Source organism: Sphingobacterium olei, assembly GCF_005048855.1.
GTDB lineage: Bacteria > Bacteroidota > Bacteroidia > Sphingobacteriales > Sphingobacteriaceae > Sphingobacterium > Sphingobacterium olei.
The window spans coordinates 197,920-218,310 of record NZ_SUME01000006.1 but is presented as its reverse complement, the minus strand read 5'-3'; the positions used below and the strand labels follow the sequence as shown (position 1 = coordinate 218,310).

Sequence of the window (20,391 nt, the reverse complement as noted above, 5' to 3'; positions counted from 1 at the left end):
CAACATCACGGCATTAACCGATGATGCTAGGTACATTTACAACCTCATTTGTATCTACCTCGTAATCGATCGAATCGAGATTAAAACCAAATAGATTAAAGAAATCCTTCCGGTACCCTTTGATATCAGAAATTTCTTCTAAGTTTTCAGTAGTGGCTTGTTCCCACAATTTAGCTACCTCCTCTTGTACATCTGGACGCATCTCTAAATCATCTACACGGATACGACCTTTTTCATCCAACTGCACATGACCACCATTGTACAGGCGTTCTGCAAATAAGCGCTGCATTTGTTCTATAGTACCCTCATGGATGCCTTTCTCTTTCATTACCTTATAAAGCAATGAAATATATAACGGCACCACCGGAATGGCCGAACTGGACTGTGTCACCAATGCTTTATTCACAGATACGTAAGAAACACCTCCTAGGTCTTTTAACAGTTCGTTTAATGCAGGAACCGTTCCTTCTAAATCATCTTTGGCTCGGCCTATTGTACCATTTCGATAAATCGGATATGTTAACTCAGGGCCTATATAGGAATACGCTACCGTCTTTACCCCTTCTGCCAATACCCCCGCAGCTTTTAAATCCTCGATCCAAAATTTCCAATCTTCACCCCCCATTACGGCAACAGTATTTGTAATATCCTCCTCGTTCTCTACGGGCTGAATGGAGATATCAGAAACCACTCCGGTATGGAAATCAACTGTTTTATTGGTAAAGCTCTGTCCGATAGGCTTTAATACCGAAGCATGTGCTACACCTGTTTTAGGATGAGTACGACGTGGAGAAGCCAATGAATACACGACTAAATCTACTTCCCCTAAATCCTTTTTTATCAAATCGATCGTTTGCTGTTTAATATCGTCGGAAAAAGCGTCGCCATTAATACTTTTCGCATATAAACCAGCTGCTTGTGCTTCTTTTTCAAAAGCAGCGGAATTGTACCAACCTGCAGTTCCTGGTTTACCTGCTGCAGCGGGTTTTTCGAAGAATACGCCAATGGTAGCAGCGTCAGAACCAAAAGCGGCGCTAATACGAGAAGCTAATCCGAATCCAGTAGAGGCACCTATGACCAATACTTTTTTTGGCCCATCAGTAATCTTACCTTTTGACTTTACGTATTCAACTTGATCCTTAACATGTTGCGCCGTTCCTTCGGGGTGCGACGTCAAACAAATAAATCCTCTTACACGTGGTTGTATAATCATGTTCTTATATTAACAAGTTTCAATTTCTAATTTAAGGTACAAATTAAGCAATTTTTGAGGAATATACCGCAATAGCCATAGTTAATAGTTGTTCTTAGTTTTCCTCAAAAAAATTAACCACGGATAAAATTAAACTTTTCTACATAAAATAGGGATATCGATTTTAATTTCAATATCCCTTAATTCTGTCTTACCCGTTGTGCATGATGAAATCGTAAAACGCTTTAATGTCATGCTGAGCGAAGTCGAAGCATCCATAACCAGATTTTTAGATCCTTCCTGTCGTCAGGATGACAGTTTTGAAGTAATAATGCTCAACGGGTTCTATCTTGTCTTTTACTTATTTGATGTGTGCTCTCAACATCCAAGCTGTCTTCTCATGTTTTTCCAAAATACCAACTAGAAAATCTTCGGTTCCAGCATCACCTGCCTTTTCGACAGCATCGATATCTTCGCGAATGGAAATAATCAGACTTTCAAGATCGTTTAGCAGTTCCTTGATATAGCCCTGACTATCATTTTTACCGTATTTCATTTCGGTCAGCTGTGTAAGTTCCAAGAATTGCTTCATAGTACCTATTGCAAAATGACCAATGGAGCGGACACGTTCGGCAATTTCATCAATCAACTCTGCTAATTCTCCATAGATGGTTTCAAAAAACAGATGCTGTGCATGAAAATCAGGCCCTTCAACATTCCAGTGTGCATTTCTTACCTTAGTATACAGTACATTTTCGTCTGCCAACAGTTTATTCAAAATCTGTGCTACGACAGCTGTGTCTTTTTCTTTAATTCCAATATTTGCTTTCATCTTTTTTATTTTTGTTTTAAGGATCAAACGTATGCCTGTCTATTGGCAGGGATCTGATAATATATTATTTAATATTTACTTGCTTCGTTTAATAAAGTTAGCGATTCATATGACAAATTCAAGTCCACCGCTGTTATAAAAGGATCTAAATGTATTGCTTTTGTGGCACTTGCTATCGGCGCAGTGACAGTTGGTTGTGCTAACAGCCAGGCCAATGCCACCGCAGCAGGGTTCGTATTGTTCTCTTCCGCTACGTGAGTTAACGCTTTTATGATACGTTCTCCCCGCTCATTCCAATATTTTTGTTTCACTCCCTCGCCTCTATCCGATTTAGCAAAATCATTTTCAGTTTGGTATTTGCCAGTCAAAAATCCGCTAGCCAGTGAATAATAAGGAATGACACTTAACTCAAAGGTCTGTGCGATTTGCTGATAGTTTTGTTCATAGTTTTCTCGGTCGAATAGATTATACAGGGGTTGCAAAGATTGATAACGCGCAATCCCCAGTCCCTCACTTACATTTAGTGATTCTTTTAGTCGTTGAGGGGAAACATTAGAGGCTCCAATGTAACGCACTTTTCCGTCTTTTATCAAATCTTCATAAGCCCGTAGCGTCTCTTCTACAGGTGTTTTCTCACTATCAAAATGCGTCTGATATAAATCGATATAATCTGTCTTTAAACGGAGTAAAGACAATTCCACCTGTTGTAAAATATGTTCCCTGGTATTAATAGGCTCAGGAATATCAGAGGAAGTTCCGCCAACTTTAGTGATTACCGTAATTTTATTCCTATTGCCACACGCTGATAACCAATTTCCAATAATTGTTTCTGATTCGCCTCCCGTATTTCCCGGAACCCAATAGGAATATTGATTTGCTGTATCAATACCGTCAAAACCTAAATCAACAAATGCATCTAAGATGTCAAATGCCTGCTTTTCATCCAGCGTCCATCCAAAGACATTACCTCCAAATATAATTGGAGCTACTGACAAGTCTGATTTTCCAATTTTTCTTCCAACCATAAAATAATCGTTTGCGAATAAAATAACAATTTACTCTTTAAGTTTGATTCCACATCGGTTCGAACTACATTTAATTATCATAAATTTCGGTATTCTTACTATTTTTGTGGCACACAATAAATTACACTATGCAGTCATCACCTTCCTATTCTCGTCAAAATAAATTCTCTTTTAACGGTGATGAAGCTCGTACAAGCGATGTCTATGACGGTTCTTTTTTGAGAGGCAGCTCATCCAGGCTTCATTCATTTAATACAGATATATCTCTTATAGAAAAACCGCGGAAATTCACATTTCCTTTTTATTACGAGCCTCACGCATTAAGCATTATGGCGGCCAAAGAGTTACAAAAATATTTAATAGAACAAGATGATTTCGTTCACAATTTTGGATTACGTGACGGACAGGAAGGATTGGTGATTGGAAAAATGTTTGGTGTGCTTGTAGTAGAAACACCTTCCGGCGAAATGGGTTATTTGGCTGCCTGTTCGGGTAAACTTGCCGGTACAAATAAACATCACTATTTTGTCCCTCCTATTTTTGATATGTTGGATGAAGAGGGGTTCTTTTTGAAAGAAGAATCGACCATCAATCAATTGAATCGAGAAATAGAAAAATTAGAAGCCAATGAGGAGCTTGAATCTGCGATTGCCGATTTGGAAAAAACGAATGAAACTGCGTCCGCTAAATTAGCCGAAATGCGTGTGCTGCATAAGCAGAATAAAGCTGAACGCAAACAAATACGGACGCATCGGAAAATCATATTAGCGGAAACAAAATACAAAGAAGTGGAGGCTGATCTCATAAAACAGAGCTACCGCGATCAGCATGAATATGATGTACTGAAAGCGCAATGCAAGTTAGATGTGGAGCAAGCAAAGTTCGTCGTAGATCAACTTCGGGAACAAATCGCAAGCTTGAAAGAAACCCGCAAGCAAAAATCTGCCGCGTTACAACACAAACTTTTTGATCAGTATCAATTCCTCAATGCTTGCAAAGAAACTAAAAATGTTTTGGCCATTTTCGAAGAGGCAAATAATATTACGCCACCTGCAGGTGCAGGAGAGTGTGCGGCGCCAAAACTACTACAGTACGCATATCAAAATGATTTAAAGCCAGTATGTATGGCCGAATTTTGGTGGGGTGCATCACCTTCTTCTGAAGTGCGCAAACATAAAAGTTTCTATCCAGCATGCCGGGGTAAATGCGAACCCATTTTGGGCCATATGTTACAAGGACTAGAGGTAGACGAAAATCCGATGTTACAAAATCCGGCTGTAGGTAAGGAGTTGGAAATAATATTTGAAGACGAGGATTTAATAGTCATTAATAAACCCGCAGAATTCTTATCGGTACCCGGCATTCATATCCAAGATAGTGTACAACAACGAATTTTGGCACGTAATCCCGAGATTACAGGGCCTTTAATTATTCACCGCTTAGATATGTCTACTTCGGGAATACTTGTACTCGCAAAGCACAAACATGCACACCAGTTTATTCAGGATCAATTCATCCATCATAAAGTACGAAAACGATATACCGCTTTACTAGATGGGATGATTACGCAAACCGCAGGAATAATTGATTTACCATTACGTGTAGATTTGGACGACAGACCGCGCCAAGTCGTTTGCTACGAATACGGCAAGGTAGCACAAACTGAATTTGAGGTAGTGGGTATAGAAAATGGAAAAACACGCATACATTATTTCCCGCTGACAGGACGCACGCATCAACTACGTGTTCACTCCGCACACCAGCTTGGTTTAAACACGCCTATCGTGGGGGATGATTTGTACGGAACACGAACGAATAGGCTCCACTTGCATGCGGGATTTATTTCTTTTGTACACCCGGTCTCCCGAAAAGTAATTGAATTCGAAATAGCAGATCCATTTTAATTTATTACTTTAGTTTTAAATTGATGACCAATGGCTATAGAAGTTCTAAAATATGCTTATCAACATCCACTTTTTCAGCTTAAAGACCTGGAACTAATATTTAACGCACATACTAAACTTACCTATTCAAAAGGAGACTTTTTATTAGAGAGAGGACATATCGCAAATGAATACTTTATTATAGAAAATGGTTTGGTGCGCAATTATCTCCATGATTATGAAGGCAATGAGATAACAACGGGCTTTGTTGGGAATAATGAAGTGCTGATTGAAGTTGCGTCCCTCTTTCAACGTATTCCTACGCATGAATATATCCAATGCCTAACAGATTGCACACTTTGGAAGATCGCATATGACGATTTCCAAGAGCTCTTTCACCAAATACCTGCATTTAGAGAATGGGGACGGGCTTGGATGTCTTTCGAATTGTATAAAAGTAAATTAAGAGCAACAGAAATGATAACGCTACCAGCTTCTAAACGTTACCTCCAACTTATTCATAAAAATCCGCAAATCATACAACAGGCGCCTCTAAAACACATCGCAACGTATTTAGGTGTAACAGATACTTCCTTAAGCCGTATACGGAAAGACATATCTCATTTATAATACTATTCATCTATGTCCTATCCGATAATTGAAGATATAACGTACATACAGGAAGACTTCGAGATTAGAGAACTGCCTCTCGCTGAATATGAAAACTGTCGATTTGAGAACTGTAATTTCGAAGGACAGAATCTATCTCAATTTCGATTTTTAAATTGTGAATTTGTTCGTTGTAATTTGTCGCTGACAAATATGCAGAATGCCACACTACAGGACGATGTCTTTAAAGAATGCAAAATGCTGGGTATCCGATTTGACTTATGCAATCCCTTTAACCTATCTTTCACATTTTATAATTGCTTATTGGATCACTCCTCTTTTTACAAGACTGTTGTTAAAAAGACAATCTTCCAAACCTGTGAATTAAAGGAGGTTGACTTTGAACAATGTAATCTTACGCAATCTATATTTGACACCTGTAATCTGCTAAATAGTAAATTTTTTCAAAGTGTATTAGAAAAGGTAGACTTCAGATCCGCCTACAACTATACCATCGACCCGGATAATAATAAACTTAAAAAAGCTAAATTTTCGTTAGTCGGTATACCGGGATTACTGGAAAAATATAATATCGACATAAGCTAGCGGAAAATGACAAGTGCAACGCAAAAACCAATCATTATATTAATTGTTATCCTTGAAATTTGAACCATCATGGAAAAATACCTCTTTGCTAAAGCTGCCATTCAAATTCAAAAACCTATAGCAGAAGTTTTTGAAGCAATCATAGATCAGGAAAAAATGTCTAATTACTTTATCTCAAAAAGCACAGGCCGATTAGACTCTTCCAGTGCAGTTGAATGGAGTTTTCCTGAGTTTGAAGGATCTTTCTCCGTTGAACCCCGAGAAATTCAACCCTTTAGTTATATTTCCTTTGATTGGAGCGGTGGCGCAGAAGACATGCTTGTTGAGATTTTTCTCGAACCACAGGAGAATAATTCGACAGTCGTACGCATTAAAGAAAAGCAAATGAATGCAGACGAAGACGGTATCCAACAGGCTATAGGCCAGACAGAAGGTTGGGCTAACTTTTTAGCCTGTTTAAAAGCCTATTTGGAATATGGCATTAACCTTAGAAAAGGTGCATTTGATTTTGTGAAAGAAGACTAACGGAGTCATATCGTATTTACTCCCATATTTCACCGTATTTATACCAACAGAAAAAAATCATTTTAGCGGATAAGTACGCAACAGCTCAAGATCAACGAATTTCATTTCTAAAAAACCACTAAACAAATGAAAATCAGAAAAATAGAACTGAAATTTAATTTTTAAGATTTCCATAAAAATACAATTTGATTAATTCGTAACATTATTATTTTTTTGAGGAATAAGCATTATATTTGGAATAGATTGATGTGTAAAGACCTGCTTTATCATTGTCCATTCATTATCCATTTTAATACAAATATTTCTTTATGTTAACTGTTATCAATTGTGAAGATGAAAAAATTCATATTCCCAATAAAATTATTCAGAATGGATATTTAATAGTTTTTAACCTATCTGGGAAAGCGAGCTATATAAGTGAAAATTTGGACACTTTGTTTCCGACAGAACATGAGTTTTTAGGCTTAGATATTACCTCATTTATAGAAAACTACCTAAAAGATTACAGCACTACTATACACACCTTTCTTGAAACGTTAGCAATTACTAACGAAGAAATATCCATGATCGATGTGAACGAACATAATTGTTATCTTTCCATCTATCAGCATCACGATTTAATTTATTTTGAATTTGAAGAAATACACAACACACTGAGCGAAAATAATATCTCTTTCAATACATTTTCCAGGTTTAACCAGCCCGCTATATTGTGGGATAATCTATGTGATGTAATTTCTGAAATAATTGATTTTGACCGGGTCATGATCTATCGATTTGTGGAAGATAGCAGTGGTAAAGTTATCGCAGAGAAAGTAAAAAACAGTCTACCTAGTTATTTAAACATGCACTATCCTGAATTTGATATTCCAAAACAGGCTCGGGTATTGTATTTGACAAATCATTTTCGTTTAACTCCAGACACGGATGCGCCCCGGGTAGACTTGATTGGAAACACGTCGAGACCATTAGACCTTAGCAAAAGTAATATTCGCGCTGTATCACCTATCCATCTAGAATATTTGAAAAATGCAGGAGTAAGAGCAAGTTACAGCATATCCATCATTATCGACAACAGACTATGGGGGTTGGTTGCCTGCCAAAATATAGAACCAAAGTTTATTGATTTAAAAAACCGAATCACGACCAATATAATAACCCAATTTGTCGCGAATAAATTTACCGCTAATACCAATGCGGAATTGGTCACAGAGGCAGAAAAATTAAAGTTTATTGAATTGGATATCAAAGGCAAGCTTCTTTTACATGACTCCATTGAGCATGCCGTGGGGGATAATTTGGGAGCTTTATGTAAATTAGTTGACGCCGATACAATTGTATACGCGAAAGATGAAAATATTCGCTCTTTTGGAAGTCAAATTTCGGAAGAAACCATCAAAAGAATAGTTCGCTTTTTTAAGTCCGATTTCCAATCGGAAGAAGAAATTTATTTTTCAAGTACATTCCTCAAAGATTTTGGCGAAAAATTAAATCTGGACTCGAATCTTGGTGGTATTGCGCTGATACACTTAGATACATTGAGAAATGAAAATATGCTGTGGATTAGAAAAGAACAGCTTCATCAAAAAGTATGGGCAGGTTCTCCGACCAAAATATTAATTCCAAGCGAAGATAAAAGGATGTTAAAGATTTCACCCCGCAAATCTTTTGAAGCCTGGAAAGAACATGTCAAAGGAACTTCTTTCATGTGGAATGATAAAGACATTTATCTTATCAAGCGTCTACGCAATCTAATTATTGAATCGGCTCTTTTAAAGTCAGAACAAATCCAAAAGCTGAATAATGAATTATTAGAAGCAAACAATGAGTTAGAAAATTATGCACACACTGTTTCCCACGATTTAAAAAATCCGCTTTCGGTACTTAAATTGAATGCCCAAGTGCTCCAATGCAAGCCCTCTACAGATCCTATTTTCATCAAGAAGCATCTTAATCATATTTTAGAGAGCATCTCTACGATGGAGGATATGATAAAATCCATATTGGAAGTTTCTAGAACTAAAAATGCTGAATTGTATATGGAAGAAATTAACCCCGAACAATTAATTCATAAAGTGTTCAACCATTCCAAAATTATTTACAATTCGCCAGGCACTGACCTTATCCTAAAGAAGGTCCATCACATATACACAAATCAAACATTAATAGCTCAGGTATTGATGAATCTCATCAGTAATGCGGTTAAATATTCGTCAAAATCGACAACTCCCACAGTTATCATAAATAGTTATATGGAAGATGAATATACGATTTATGAAATCGCTGACAATGGAATAGGAATTGAAGTTAACGAAGCGGATAAAATATATCGCAAATTTATTCGTCTTGGGAATGCTTCGGATTTCGAAGGCACAGGGTTGGGACTTTCAATTGTATATAAAATTATGAAAAGGTTGAAAGGCAAGATATCATTTGTAAGTAAGCCAAATGAAGGAACTACATTTATTGTCAAGTTTCTAAACAAAAAACATCAGGATTCCTGATTAAATTCCTTTTACTCCAAAAGAGCTTAATCTATAACATCGGCTATCACTTCATGATGTCAAAAACACTATTCCAATATAATTGTTATTGATTCATTCTAAAATTACTATCCCAATAGAAGATTAGTAATGGGAATGGGGCTACTGACATATAGCTGTCAAACATGGGCTTAATTTTACAGATATATACCATTTTGTATATGATATGTGGAGAAATAGCAAAAATATTTTTATTAAAACTTGCCATAAGGCAAGTGTTATGTTCGAATTGTAAACTAAATTTAAAACTTAAAGAATAATTATATTATATACCGATGAAAATTTTCAAATACGTTATTTGCATACTCTTTGGTGCCATGTTTATCAATGCAGGTCTCAATAAGTTTATCATGTACATGCCTGCGCCGGAGCTGGAAGGTGAATTACTAAAAGTTAGCGAGGCAATGGCCAGCATAAAATGGCTGTTACCTTTGGTAGGTCTTATCGAAGTACTGGGCGGGCTTCTATTTATTATTCCCAAAACACGCGCCTTAGGTGCAATAATGATACTTCCTGTTATGGTGGGTGTGGTCTTACAAAATGCCATATATTCCCCCTCTACGTTATCAATAGCAGGTGTATTATTTCTGATCAATTTGTATATCTTATTTGATGAGAGACGCAAATACAAACCTATGATTGAAAAGTAATTACCGACGAGACCATCCACCTTAAAAATCAAGAGATTAAAAGACGCAGAAAATATCTATTCAAAAAATTAACATTTAGAAATCATGACAAAAGTACACGCTTATTTAAATTTTAACGGCAATTGCGAAGAGGCCTTTAAATTTTACGAACAAGTTTTCAACAAAGAAAACACAGGTATTTACCGTTTCGGCGACATGCCCGCTGATCCGGAATACCCACTGCCCGAAGAAGCAAAAAATTTGGTCGCACACACAGCCATTGTACTTAATGACTCGACCATGCTGATGGGATCAGACTGTTTTGAGGGTTTTGGTCAAAAAGCTACCCAAGGTACAAATACCTATATTATGTTAGATACGGATACTCCCGAAGAAGCGACCGCACTTCATGCGGCATTATCTGCCGATGCGGAAAATATAGAAATGCCACTAGGAGAACAATTCTGGGCAGAACTTTATAGTTCTTTTACGGATAAATATGGAATCTCTTGGATGATACATTTTGAGGGGAACAAAAAAATGTAATGAAGTCGACCTCGCCCCTGGCGAGAGAGCTCATTGATTCCTTCAAAAAACTTAAATTTATCAATAACTAGGGAGACGGTTTAGTGATGATATCCGATTTGATTTTCTTGGCGAAGTGTTATCATCATTTTAAAGAAGTTAACACGAGAAATGGAATTTGCGAAATGCATAATCATAATAAAGTGGCGAAACATATTGTATTCCTACGGGGCATTAATGTATCCGGAAAAAATAGCATTAAGATGCAAGATCTGCGGTCTCTTCTGACAGAAGCAGGATTTGAAGAAGTCATGTCATACATTCAAAGTGGCAATATCATCCTCTCTTCTCCCCTTTCCAAACAAGAAGTCAAATCGGCTATACATCAGCTTATTCAGGAAAAATTAGGATTAGATATCGAAGTTTTTGCGGTAACTGGCGAAGAGCTGAATCAAGTACTTTTAAACAACCCTTTTCAAGGGGGGCACGAACAACCAAATAAGTTATTCATCACCTTTCTATCTAATCAGCCGAGCACCGATTTGGTAAACAAATTGCAAGAAAAAGATCACGGACAAGAAGAATTTCAGCTCATTAATAATATGCTATATTTTTACCTGCCAGAAGGAATGGCAAAATCCAAAATGAATAATAGTTATTTTGAAAAAGCGCTAAAAGTAAAAGCGACAGGACGAAATTTAAATACCGTACAGAAATTAATAAGTCTCATCCAATAAACCCAGCTTTAATGCACTACAGAAATACAAACCATTAACAATGAAACTAATATGAAAACTTTGAAGTACATCTTATTCACACTTTTGGGGCTAGTTGCGTTGGTATTAATTATAGCATTAATAATGCCCAAGAAATTCCACGCCGGAAGTGAAATAGCTATCAACAAGCCGCGACAGGAAGTGTTTGATTACGTGAAGCTACTACGCAATCAGTCAAACTACGACAGCTGGTCAATACAAGACCCCAATATTCAACAAACTTATTCCGGAACCGACGGAACAGTAGGCTTTCGCTATGTCTGGAAAAGTGACAAGGTAGGTGAAGGTGAACAAGTTATTACACGTATTGAGGAGGGACATCAAATGGATACTGATTTATTTTTCAACGGATCCAAAGATGTTAATAAATCTATTCTTCGTGTCGAAGAGTTAAGTCCAACGCAATCAAAAGTAATTTGGAAAATTGATGGAAAGATGCCCTACCCTTTTAACATCATCGGTTTATTTTTTGATATGAACAAAGACTTCGACAAAGGTCTTCAGAACTTGAAATATATTTTAGAGAAAGAATAGCATATTTTAAAAAGTATATCGAAAACTTCTACGAGAAGAGGTGTTCAAAAAAACTCATCATATCGGTTTTTTGAACACCTCTTTTATTTTTTCTGAGATCGGCTATCAACTATTTTGCCTGTAAGGATGCCCCTTCAAACTTCACGCCCTCCCAGCCGTTCAATATAAACTGACGGATGTTTTGATGATCCATAGCATCAGGAGACGCCAATACAGCTTCTCCATGTTCGGCAAATAAAAGCAATGTATCGTCTTTTGAAAGTCCGTGTATTTGTGCGAAAGAAAAAACCTTTGCACTCCCTTGATTTTCATTTTCAGTATTATATTGTTTGCCGTTTGTAAATGCTGTCGGCGTATGTACATATCGTTCGTCAATAAAAGCCAACACATCCGCAAATTTTGCTTCCTTATTTTTTAATCGTTGTATTAATTCCTGAGCCATAATATTGTTTTTTATGCGAATATAGTAAAGGGGACCGAAAATTCAATTCCTGTTATTTCTTTTGTCCTATCTTCATTAAAGCAGGTGTAAAAAAAGAAAATAGGCCAACCAATACGATCGACAATCCTAAGATCATAAAAGTCAAATTAATACCAATACTATCAGCAATAAATCCTGTAAACAATAATCCTACGATCGACGGTATAACCACAATACTAAAGTACATGGAAAATACGCGACCCAATTTATCTGCCGATATTTCCTCTTGAAGAATTGTTGTAAAAGCAGCGTTATAAATCGAGGCAGCAACACCTCCAACAGCCGTTAATCCAACAAACAAGTAAAACATATTCGCAGAAATATAACCCGAAAGAGCGAGTGCAATTCCAAGTATAATATGCATACTATTGACCAATATTACCTTAGGGACCGATGGCTTGAAGATACCCAAAATCCCACCTCCAATTACCATCCCTACTCCCCAAACAATTTCAATAACACTCATTTCCCATTTTCCACCACCAAAATGATTGAGCGTTAATAACGGAAAAATCACGGCTAAGGGCATGATGCAGAATGTCGCTATGACGGAGTAGGTAAATAGCCAAGCCAACCCTTTTCTGCTCATAATTTCATTCCAACCAATTCCGATATCGGTCCATACTTGATGGAAACTCGATTTTTGTACGTTATCCTTTTTTGGATCGGGAATATGCACAAAAAGCAGACTGCTGATTGCAATGATGGCACCGATGATATCTAACCAAAGTACGTCACCGATACGAAATAAACCAATTGCCAATGCGCCCAACGCCGGTCCAGCAATACTCGAAACTGATTGTATCATTTGATTTATCCCGGCTATGCGCAATAATTGATTTTCAGGAGCCAACATGGGTATTGCAGCCTGCATCGCTGGCATATGAAAGGCAGAACCTACTGAGCGTAAACTAAGTAGGACATAAATAAGCAGTAGACTTTCATTGCCTAGGTAAAAACTTATAGCCATTACCAATGTACAAAATGCAACAAATGCGTCTGCAAAGATCATGACTTTTTTGCGATCCCAACGATCAATATAAACACCCGCGAACGGACCGATGACAGCTTGAGGAAGTAGTGCCGCTATCGCACTATACGCCAATACCTCTGCTGATCCGGTCTCTAAACTCAACCAAATAATAATTGCGAAATTCACCGCTGAAGTACTTACCAACGATAAAAACTGACCTATCCATATTATAGAAAATGTTCTTTTCCATGAATACTGTAACATAAAACAATAATTTTTTTGTACACCAAATATGTACAGTTCGTAAAAAAATATAAAAATTTCCCTGTAATTAGGAAGTGAAAAAGATATGCTTTATGGCATATTTAAGAAGCTGAAATTCTGTCTCTATGACAAAAAACACCTTTTTGTGCAGTACTCCACATGGTTCAAAACGATTTAATATGCCAAAGATAATATTTTACACCGCAAAATCTATTCTGATTAAAACAAAGTTTTCTATAATTCGTTGTATACATATTTATTAATTCCATTGACATGAATAAATTATTACTTCCCGCCATACTTTCAGTATGCCTAATGTTTGCATCTTGCACATCAAACACGAACAATCAAAAAACAACTGACGAAGTAAGTACCCCTACTGATGAAGTATTACCGGATACTACCCACACGTCACAAAACTCGCTGGATTGGAATGGCACCTATAAAGGCGTGATCCCTTGTGCCGATTGTCCGGGGATAGCAACTACGGTAGTTTTGAATACCGACGAGACATTCGCCTATACTGCGGAGTACCAGAATAGAAACACGAAGCTCAAAGATACAGGAAAAATCATGTGGCATGACCACGGCAGCACCGTTCATCTGCACGGCAAAGAATTAGATATAAAATATAAAGTGGGCGAAAATAAGCTTATACAATTGGATCAGGAAGGAAAAGAAATCGATGGAGAGCTTAAAGATTTATATAATTTAATTAAACAATAATAAGGGGACCTTAAGTATCTATAGCAGTAAACAAAGGGGTTTCTAAAGGGGAGCTCATCCTCAAAAAACGCGTCATTGCGAGGAAGCATGGCGAGGCAATCTGCGTTTTTAAAATCGTCAGATGCTTCACCATCGTTCTTCCGGTTCGCACGATGTTGTGCTTTTTAGAAACCCTCTTGTTTTTAAAACGGAGAATAGCTTATTTTAAATTATCTCTATATACTTTTGCTTTTTTCACCTCAGTCTGAATATCCTTACGAGCTGCGTCGTATGTCAACACTTTTTCGTAATCTACGATCGCTTTGTTATACGCATCAGTTGCATCCGCTTTGTTGTAATTTGCTGCTTCAGAAGTTCCTTTCAAAATTCCTAAATCACGATAAGCGATAGCGCGATTCTGATATAGTTTAGCGTCATTCACATTTACGGAAATAGCTTTAGTATAATCCGCGATAGATGAAGTTAATAACTGTTCTTTTTGAGCTAATGATAACTTGCTGTCTTTTGCTATGGCCAAGTTGTTGTTTGCTTTTGCTTTATAATAGTATGCATTTGCATTTTTACTGTCTAGCATAATTACTTTGCTAAATGAAGCAGCTGCTTTTGTATAGTCACCATTGTGAAATTGTGAATAACCTAACAAATACAACACATTGGGATCTTTACTTTCTGCGGGAAGGGCTTTTTCCAAATGAGAGGCTGCACTTTTAAAATCGCCATCCAACAACGCCTTTTGTCCGAGACGAACATTTGGATTGCTGTGTTCTTCTTGCTGTGCGTGAGCCGATAATGTAGTTACTGCTAGCGCTAAGGTAGCAATTCCAAGTTTTAATGTTCTTAAACGAGTACCCACAAATTTTAAATTCATATCCTTATTTTATATAGTTTCTATCTAATAGAGTAAAAATGCTGGATTAAGTTTAAGCATACAATTAATATTTATAAACATTTCCACAATATACATTGTTCCTCCGATAATCGTTACTTTTACGTCTATGAAAAAGATGTCAATCTAGATTATTTTCTGACGTTTTAGCAGTATCCAAATTAATATAGCATAAATAATACCAAATATTCAAGTTGGCATCGGACTTGCATTATAAGCAATCACAGTTTATTAAAGATTTTATACTAAACAATCTGACATCTTGTCGGATTAACCAAACAATATATAGATGAGCAAATTTGACACATTCGACTTCAATCAGGCTATACCAATGATTAGCGAAGATACAGAATTCTTTCCTTTGCTAAGTCAGCAAGATGAAGACGAAATGAGTAAAGCAGATATTCCTGAAGATTTATCCATTCTTCCCCTTCGCAACACCGTGTTATTTCCTGGAGTTGTAATACCGATTACTGTAGGAAGAGATAAGTCTATTAAGCTCGTAAAAGACGCCTATAAAGGAAATCGAACAATTGGTGTGGTCTCTCAAAAAGACATGAATATTGAAGACCCCGGCTTTGATCAACTGCATAAAATCGGTACAGTAGCAAATATCATTAAGATCTTGCAAATGCCGGATGGAAATACTACTGTGATCATCCAAGGCAGACAACGCTTTAAACTGATCGAACTAATTCAATCCGAGCCTTATATCAAAGCCAGGGTTGAACGTTTTCCGGAGGATAAACCCAAAACGAGCAGCAAAGAGTTTAAAGCGTTGATATCTTCCATCAAAGAGCTAGCGCTTCAAGTGATTCAACTTTCTCCTCATCTTCCTAGCGAAGCTGGTATAGCGATAAAGAACATTGAAAGCCCTACATTTTTAGTAAACTTTATATCCTCAAATTTATCTCTTGAGATGATCGACAAGCAAGATCTTTTGGAAATGAAAGATTTTGTTAAACGCGCAAAGTTATTATTGGAATACTTGACTACTGAAATTCAGATGTTAGAGCTTAAAAACCAAATCCAGAATAAAGTCCGTATTGATTTGGATAAGCAACAAAGAGATTATTACCTCAATCAACAGCTGAAAACAATCCAAGAAGAATTAGGTGGAAATACACCTGATTTAGAGATGGAAGAACTAAAAAAGAGAGCTAAAACAAAAAAATGGTCTCAAGAGTTAAAACAACATTTCAATAAAGAAAGTGAGAAGTTGGCCCGTATTAATCCAGCAGCAGCTGATTATTCGGTACAATTGAACTACTTAGAATTGCTTTTGGATCTACCTTGGGGAGAATATACGAAAGACAATTTTGACTTAAACCGCGCGATTAAGATACTGGATAAGGATCATTATGGCCTAGAAAAGGTAAAACAACGTATTATAGAATATCTTGCCGTATTGAAACTTAAAAACAATATGAAAGCCCCCATCCTTTGTCTGGTCGGCCCTCCGGGAGTGGGAAAAACTTCTCTAGGTAAGTCTATAGCACGTGCATTAGGAAGGAAATATACGCGTATGGCTTTGGGAGGCGTGCGCGATGAAGCTGAAATCCGCGGTCATCGTAAAACGTATATTGGTGCTATGCCCGGCCGTATCATTCAATCCCTAAAGAAAGCAGGAACTTCAAATCCGGTTTTCGTACTGGATGAAATCGATAAAATCGGTTCGGACTTTAAGGGCGACCCATCATCTGCTTTATTGGAAGTATTGGATCCGGAACAAAACACTAATTTCTATGACCACTACGTAGAGATGGAATACGATCTGTCTAAGGTAATGTTCATTGCTACCGCAAATTCACTAAATTCCGTCCAACCGGCACTGCTTGATCGGATGGAAATCATAGAAGTAAACGGCTATACGATTGAAGAAAAAATAGAGATTGCAAAAAAACACCTATTGCCGAAACAACGTGAAATGCACGGTTTGAACACCAAGGATGTATCATTGTCCCCCAAAGTTATTGAGAAAATAATTGAGGAATATACAAGAGAATCCGGTGTACGGGGCTTGGAGAAGAAAATAGGTTCTGTAGTACGCGGTGTAGCAACCAAGATTGTTATGGAAAAACCGTATAACACCAATATATCTGCCCCTATCGTAGAAGAAATATTAGGTGCTCCCATTTTTGACAAGGACATCTATGAAAACAACGAAGTAGCCGGCGTTGTCACCGGATTGGCTTGGACTTCAGTAGGCGGCGACATCTTATTTATAGAGTCTAGTTTAAGCCCGGGAAAAGGCAAGTTAAGCTTAACAGGTAATTTAGGTGATGTAATGAAAGAGTCGGCAGCTATCGCCATGGCTTATCTTCGTTCGCATGCAGAAGAGTTTGGTATTGATTATAAAATATTTGACCAATGGGATGTAAATGTACACGTTCCAGCAGGAGCTACACCTAAAGATGGACCATCAGCAGGTGTCACCATGCTCACCGCACTGACTTCTTTATTTACACAGCGCAAGGTAAAAGAGAAATTAGCAATGACCGGAGAAATTACACTGAGAGGGAAAGTATTGCCTGTTGGGGGGATAAAAGAAAAAATACTCGCTGCAAAACGCGCCAACATCAAGGAGATCATACTTTGTAAATCCAACAAAAAAGATATTATTGAAATAAAAGAAGACTATATTAAAGATCTTACCTTCCATTATGTAAGTGAGATGTCTGAAGTAATTGAGTTAGCCTTACTGAAGAACAAAGTAAAAAATGCTAAGGTGCTAGAAAGAATTGCTTAATAGGGGTTAGAAACCAGGAATCAGGAGTTAGGAATCAAACAGTTTAGGCAGATTGAGACCTAACTCCTTATACCTAGCTCCTTTTAAATTTTTGACAATATTAGACTAATCTTCCGAAAAGAAAAGCTAATTTTGTCTCCCAATAATATGATTGATAATTTCATCAAAAGATTCGTTTCTTCGCCCTTATTGGTTTACACCTTACGATGTCTTATAGGTTTCTTAATAGGTTTCTCTTTATATCAGACTTATCCTCAATTCGAGCTCTTCTGGACATTATTATCCATTCTTCTGGTAATCTCCCCAGAAGAAAAAGACTCGAGGCGTCTATCTATTGAACGGTTTAAATCCAATTTTATTGGTTCTTCTGTCGCGATGGCCTGTCTGTTCATACATGAATCCAACATTTATAACATCATTATCGGAATAATATTGACCATTATAGTCTGTCGGTTATTTCACGTGATGAATATGGCAAGGGTAGCATTGGTTGCACTATTAATTATCATGGTTGAACCGCATCATACTGCCATGAGTATTACTCCCATTTTTCGCTTCTTATCGGTAGGACTGGGTTGTATAGTAGGTTTACTAATAGTTGTATTTACATCCATGATTTTCCGTTATTTCAAACGTAAATACGGGATAAAATATTAGTAAACCCACTACTAAATTACAAATTACTTTCTATAGCCCCCACTTCTTCACGGTATAATTCAATAGGCCTGTCTAATAAAACTGCAACCACAGTGATGTCCTTATCCAATCTAGATGCTGGTAAATCTATATATATAATACCGGGAATAGGTGACCAATACAATTTATTGAAAATATCATGACCTATCATCGAACCTTCGCCCACAATACGAATACGCGCGATCACATTTTTCAGCCCCTTCACTGCGAGAGGTCCTGTCGGCTTACCCTCTACAAACAAATACAAGGTCTGTTTATCTCCTGAAAGAGCTGTCGCTCCAGCGTAATGACCAGCGTCTATGCCGGCCTGTGCATTGTGCAATACTTCTGCGTGTTTCAATATCCATTCCTCAACCCTTTTATTTGCAAATTTCAACGTAGGATCTATTTCACTGCCATCACTCTGTAATTTGCCTTTTAATAGATTCGATCCAACATCAGTCCATTTAACCAATGTTGAAATAGATTCTGAAGCATCCTCCATATCTAAAATGCGTTGTAGTAATGGTATAGCTTCTACCTCGTGGAGACGAAATTCAGGCTTCTCATCAAACGTTATAGCAAGGACAGTAACAGTGGAGTCAAAATTATTGGGGGACAGTGGAAGATTTAAATGATATCCATCGTAATCAAGCGTAATTGTTTCAGACGTCCCTACCATCCGAACCGATGTAGGTTTGGTATGCAATCCAGTTATCCGAACTTGATCTTTTACATTCTCCAAATACACAAACAAAGTTTTACCATCTTTAGAAAACGCATTTTTATCTTTTAAAAAAGATGGTGATACCCCTTCTCTGGTTTCATATACGGCTTCTTTATGTTTTGCAGTCCATCGTCCCAGTTCCTTTAAGATCGCTATTTGTGGCTCTGGGATCGTTCCATCTTCTTTTGGCCCGATATTAAGCAGCAAATTTCCACCCATAGCAATACATTCCACTAATGTCCGAACAATCATATTTGGTGTTTTATAATGTGTATCAAAAGGCTGATATCCCCACGAATCGTTCATCGTATAACACAATTCCCAATATTTGTTCTTCGGTCTGGTGATAGGCACTCCCTGCTCCGGTGTTTCATAATCTCCATGATGATTTAACCTGGAATTAATGATAATATCCGGATTATAAGATCTCAAAAGTGATAGGGTTTGGGGTGCTTTCCATTCTTCGGATGTATGTTCCCAATCTCCATCGAACCAAATCAAATCCGGATTATAAGTTGTAGAAAGTTCTTTTAATTGCAATTGATAATAATCTACAAAATCAGTCCATCGTTTTGGTTCGTCTTTGAGTTCATATCGCTTTTTAGTACGTGTATTGACATCATACCATGGGTGGCTCCAATCGGGAAGCGAATAGTATAACCCTGTTTTTAAATCTGTTTTTTTCAATGCAGAAATAAAAGGTGTTAATACATCCTTTTTTACAGCAGCATCTTTGATCGTAGTAACAGCATGCTGCGCTTTACTATCCCACAAGGATACACCATCGTGATGTTTTGTTGTGATGACAGTATACTTGGCACCGGATTTCTGAACGAGATCAATCCATTCTTCTGGTTTATATTTGGAAGCCGTGAAACCTCCTAATTGTTTCATGTAATTTGCATGGCTGGTGTAATTATTAAAAAATGCCCATGATTCTGATATACCATCTACGGAATATATACCCCAGTGAATAAATATACCAAGCTTTGCGTCTTCAAACCATTCCATTTTCTTTTCGGAATTGTTCTGAGCTTGCAGATTTATCGCTGTACTGATCACCAAAAATGAGAGTGCGCTAAAGAATTTTCGTAGATTCATATATCTAATTTGAACGGTGAAAATAATCAATTTTAAAGCAATTTCAAACTTAGGCTGATTTGAATATAGCGGTTTGCCTTCGATAAGCTCGGTTCTCATCTACCGCTGAAGATTTATTTTTAGTGGGAAT

19 protein-coding genes are annotated in these 20,391 nt (G+C 37.2%); 12 read left to right on the top strand and 7 right to left on the bottom strand.

Translation table 11 applies throughout. The annotated features are described in order from the left end of the window. Positions 1-13: 13 nt before the first annotated feature. From fabV to FAZ15_RS15655, 3 genes are all read right to left on the bottom strand, one after another. On the bottom strand, positions 14-1,213 hold the full coding sequence (fabV, locus tag FAZ15_RS15665; RefSeq protein ID WP_136902259.1) for an enoyl-ACP reductase FabV: 1,200 nt from the start codon (positions 1,211-1,213) through the stop codon (positions 14-16). 340 nt (positions 1,214-1,553) lie between these two features. Then, the gene (locus tag FAZ15_RS15660; protein ID WP_136902258.1) at positions 1,554-2,024 is read right to left on the bottom strand and encodes a Dps family protein; all 471 of its coding nucleotides are present in this window, start codon (positions 2,022-2,024) and stop codon (positions 1,554-1,556) included. Between the two features lie 68 nt (positions 2,025-2,092). Beyond that, complete coding sequence (locus FAZ15_RS15655) at positions 2,093-3,049, bottom strand: aldo/keto reductase (protein ID WP_136902257.1); 957 nt, start codon at positions 3,047-3,049, stop codon at positions 2,093-2,095. 128 nt (positions 3,050-3,177) lie between these two features. Between FAZ15_RS15655 and FAZ15_RS15650 the strand changes: the two genes are divergently transcribed. From FAZ15_RS15650 to FAZ15_RS15610, 9 genes are all read left to right on the top strand, one after another. Then, on the top strand, positions 3,178-4,953 hold the full coding sequence (locus FAZ15_RS15650; RefSeq protein ID WP_136902256.1) for a pseudouridine synthase: 1,776 nt from the start codon (positions 3,178-3,180) through the stop codon (positions 4,951-4,953). A gap of 30 nt (positions 4,954-4,983) precedes the next feature. Continuing rightward, on the top strand, positions 4,984-5,562 hold the full coding sequence (locus FAZ15_RS15645; RefSeq protein WP_136902255.1) for a Crp/Fnr family transcriptional regulator: 579 nt from the start codon (positions 4,984-4,986) through the stop codon (positions 5,560-5,562). 12 nt (positions 5,563-5,574) lie between these two features. Next, positions 5,575-6,147 carry a pentapeptide repeat-containing protein gene (locus FAZ15_RS15640; RefSeq protein ID WP_136902254.1) on the top strand — a complete coding sequence of 191 codons (573 nt, stop codon included), beginning with the start codon at positions 5,575-5,577 and terminating at the stop codon, positions 6,145-6,147. A 69-nt stretch (positions 6,148-6,216) separates the two neighbouring features. Further along, the gene (locus FAZ15_RS15635) at positions 6,217-6,672 is read left to right on the top strand and encodes an SRPBCC domain-containing protein (RefSeq protein WP_136902253.1); all 456 of its coding nucleotides are present in this window, start codon (positions 6,217-6,219) and stop codon (positions 6,670-6,672) included. A gap of 308 nt (positions 6,673-6,980) precedes the next feature. Next, complete coding sequence (locus FAZ15_RS15630) at positions 6,981-9,176, top strand: GAF domain-containing sensor histidine kinase (RefSeq protein ID WP_136902252.1); 2,196 nt, start codon at positions 6,981-6,983, stop codon at positions 9,174-9,176. A 314-nt stretch (positions 9,177-9,490) separates the two neighbouring features. After that, complete coding sequence (locus FAZ15_RS15625; protein ID WP_136902251.1) at positions 9,491-9,865, top strand: MauE/DoxX family redox-associated membrane protein; 375 nt, start codon at positions 9,491-9,493, stop codon at positions 9,863-9,865. An 84-nt stretch (positions 9,866-9,949) separates the two neighbouring features. Further along, complete coding sequence (locus FAZ15_RS15620) at positions 9,950-10,390, top strand: VOC family protein (protein WP_136902250.1); 441 nt, start codon at positions 9,950-9,952, stop codon at positions 10,388-10,390. 182 nt (positions 10,391-10,572) lie between these two features. Further along, complete coding sequence (locus tag FAZ15_RS15615; RefSeq protein ID WP_238387276.1) at positions 10,573-11,106, top strand: DUF1697 domain-containing protein; 534 nt, start codon at positions 10,573-10,575, stop codon at positions 11,104-11,106. Positions 11,107-11,157: 51 nt separating this feature from the next. Next, the gene (locus FAZ15_RS15610) at positions 11,158-11,679 is read left to right on the top strand and encodes an SRPBCC family protein (protein ID WP_136902248.1); all 522 of its coding nucleotides are present in this window, start codon (positions 11,158-11,160) and stop codon (positions 11,677-11,679) included. Positions 11,680-11,788: 109 nt separating this feature from the next. Here FAZ15_RS15610 and FAZ15_RS15605 read toward each other — a convergent pair whose 3' ends face one another. Beyond that, entirely contained in the window at positions 11,789-12,121 is a 333-nt protein-coding gene (locus tag FAZ15_RS15605; protein WP_136902247.1) for a HopJ type III effector protein, read from the bottom strand. Between the two features lie 52 nt (positions 12,122-12,173). Next, on the bottom strand, positions 12,174-13,397 hold the full coding sequence (locus tag FAZ15_RS15600) for an MFS transporter (protein WP_136902246.1): 1,224 nt from the start codon (positions 13,395-13,397) through the stop codon (positions 12,174-12,176). A 273-nt stretch (positions 13,398-13,670) separates the two neighbouring features. Here FAZ15_RS15600 and FAZ15_RS15595 point away from each other — a divergent pair, with 273 nt between their 5' ends. Further along, positions 13,671-14,123: a copper resistance protein NlpE gene (locus FAZ15_RS15595; protein WP_136902245.1), complete on the top strand. Its 453-nt coding sequence runs from the start codon at positions 13,671-13,673 to the stop codon at positions 14,121-14,123. A gap of 199 nt (positions 14,124-14,322) precedes the next feature. Here FAZ15_RS15595 and FAZ15_RS15590 read toward each other — a convergent pair whose 3' ends face one another. Beyond that, positions 14,323-14,991 (bottom strand): tetratricopeptide repeat protein, encoded by a 669-nt coding sequence (locus FAZ15_RS15590; RefSeq protein ID WP_136902244.1) that lies wholly within the window; start codon positions 14,989-14,991, stop codon positions 14,323-14,325. A 307-nt stretch (positions 14,992-15,298) separates the two neighbouring features. Between FAZ15_RS15590 and lon the strand changes: the two genes are divergently transcribed. Continuing rightward, positions 15,299-17,758: an endopeptidase La gene (gene lon, locus FAZ15_RS15585; RefSeq protein WP_136902243.1), complete on the top strand. Its 2,460-nt coding sequence runs from the start codon at positions 15,299-15,301 to the stop codon at positions 17,756-17,758. Between the two features lie 147 nt (positions 17,759-17,905). Continuing rightward, entirely contained in the window at positions 17,906-18,415 is a 510-nt protein-coding gene (locus tag FAZ15_RS15580; protein WP_136902242.1) for an FUSC family protein, read from the top strand. Between the two features lie 16 nt (positions 18,416-18,431). Here FAZ15_RS15580 and FAZ15_RS15575 read toward each other — a convergent pair whose 3' ends face one another. After that, the gene (locus FAZ15_RS15575; RefSeq protein ID WP_136902241.1) at positions 18,432-20,261 is read right to left on the bottom strand and encodes an alpha-L-fucosidase; all 1,830 of its coding nucleotides are present in this window, start codon (positions 20,259-20,261) and stop codon (positions 18,432-18,434) included. Between the last annotated feature and the right edge of the window lie 130 nt (positions 20,262-20,391).

Coding starts and splice junctions, on each gene's coding strand:
- FAZ15_RS15575 (WP_136902241.1), bottom strand. CDS start 20,261: ATGAATCTACGAAAATTCTTTAGCGCACTCTCATTTTTGGTGATCAGT.
- FAZ15_RS15605 (WP_136902247.1), bottom strand. CDS start 12,121: ATGGCTCAGGAATTAATACAACGATTAAAAAATAAGGAAGCAAAATTT.
- FAZ15_RS15660 (WP_136902258.1), bottom strand. CDS start 2,024: ATGAAAGCAAATATTGGAATTAAAGAAAAAGACACAGCTGTCGTAGCA.
- FAZ15_RS15580 (WP_136902242.1), top strand. CDS start 17,906: ATGATTGATAATTTCATCAAAAGATTCGTTTCTTCGCCCTTATTGGTT.
- FAZ15_RS15630 (WP_136902252.1), top strand. CDS start 6,981: ATGTTAACTGTTATCAATTGTGAAGATGAAAAAATTCATATTCCCAAT.
- FAZ15_RS15590 (WP_136902244.1), bottom strand. CDS start 14,991: ATGAATTTAAAATTTGTGGGTACTCGTTTAAGAACATTAAAACTTGGA.
- fabV (WP_136902259.1), bottom strand. CDS start 1,213: ATGATTATACAACCACGTGTAAGAGGATTTATTTGTTTGACGTCGCAC.
- FAZ15_RS15655 (WP_136902257.1), bottom strand. CDS start 3,049: ATGGTTGGAAGAAAAATTGGAAAATCAGACTTGTCAGTAGCTCCAATT.
- FAZ15_RS15640 (WP_136902254.1), top strand. CDS start 5,575: ATGTCCTATCCGATAATTGAAGATATAACGTACATACAGGAAGACTTC.
- FAZ15_RS15625 (WP_136902251.1), top strand. CDS start 9,491: ATGAAAATTTTCAAATACGTTATTTGCATACTCTTTGGTGCCATGTTT.
- FAZ15_RS15635 (WP_136902253.1), top strand. CDS start 6,217: ATGGAAAAATACCTCTTTGCTAAAGCTGCCATTCAAATTCAAAAACCT.
- lon (WP_136902243.1), top strand. CDS start 15,299: ATGAGCAAATTTGACACATTCGACTTCAATCAGGCTATACCAATGATT.
- FAZ15_RS15595 (WP_136902245.1), top strand. CDS start 13,671: ATGAATAAATTATTACTTCCCGCCATACTTTCAGTATGCCTAATGTTT.
- FAZ15_RS15620 (WP_136902250.1), top strand. CDS start 9,950: ATGACAAAAGTACACGCTTATTTAAATTTTAACGGCAATTGCGAAGAG.
- FAZ15_RS15645 (WP_136902255.1), top strand. CDS start 4,984: ATGGCTATAGAAGTTCTAAAATATGCTTATCAACATCCACTTTTTCAG.
- FAZ15_RS15650 (WP_136902256.1), top strand. CDS start 3,178: ATGCAGTCATCACCTTCCTATTCTCGTCAAAATAAATTCTCTTTTAAC.
- FAZ15_RS15610 (WP_136902248.1), top strand. CDS start 11,158: ATGAAAACTTTGAAGTACATCTTATTCACACTTTTGGGGCTAGTTGCG.
- FAZ15_RS15600 (WP_136902246.1), bottom strand. CDS start 13,397: ATGTTACAGTATTCATGGAAAAGAACATTTTCTATAATATGGATAGGT.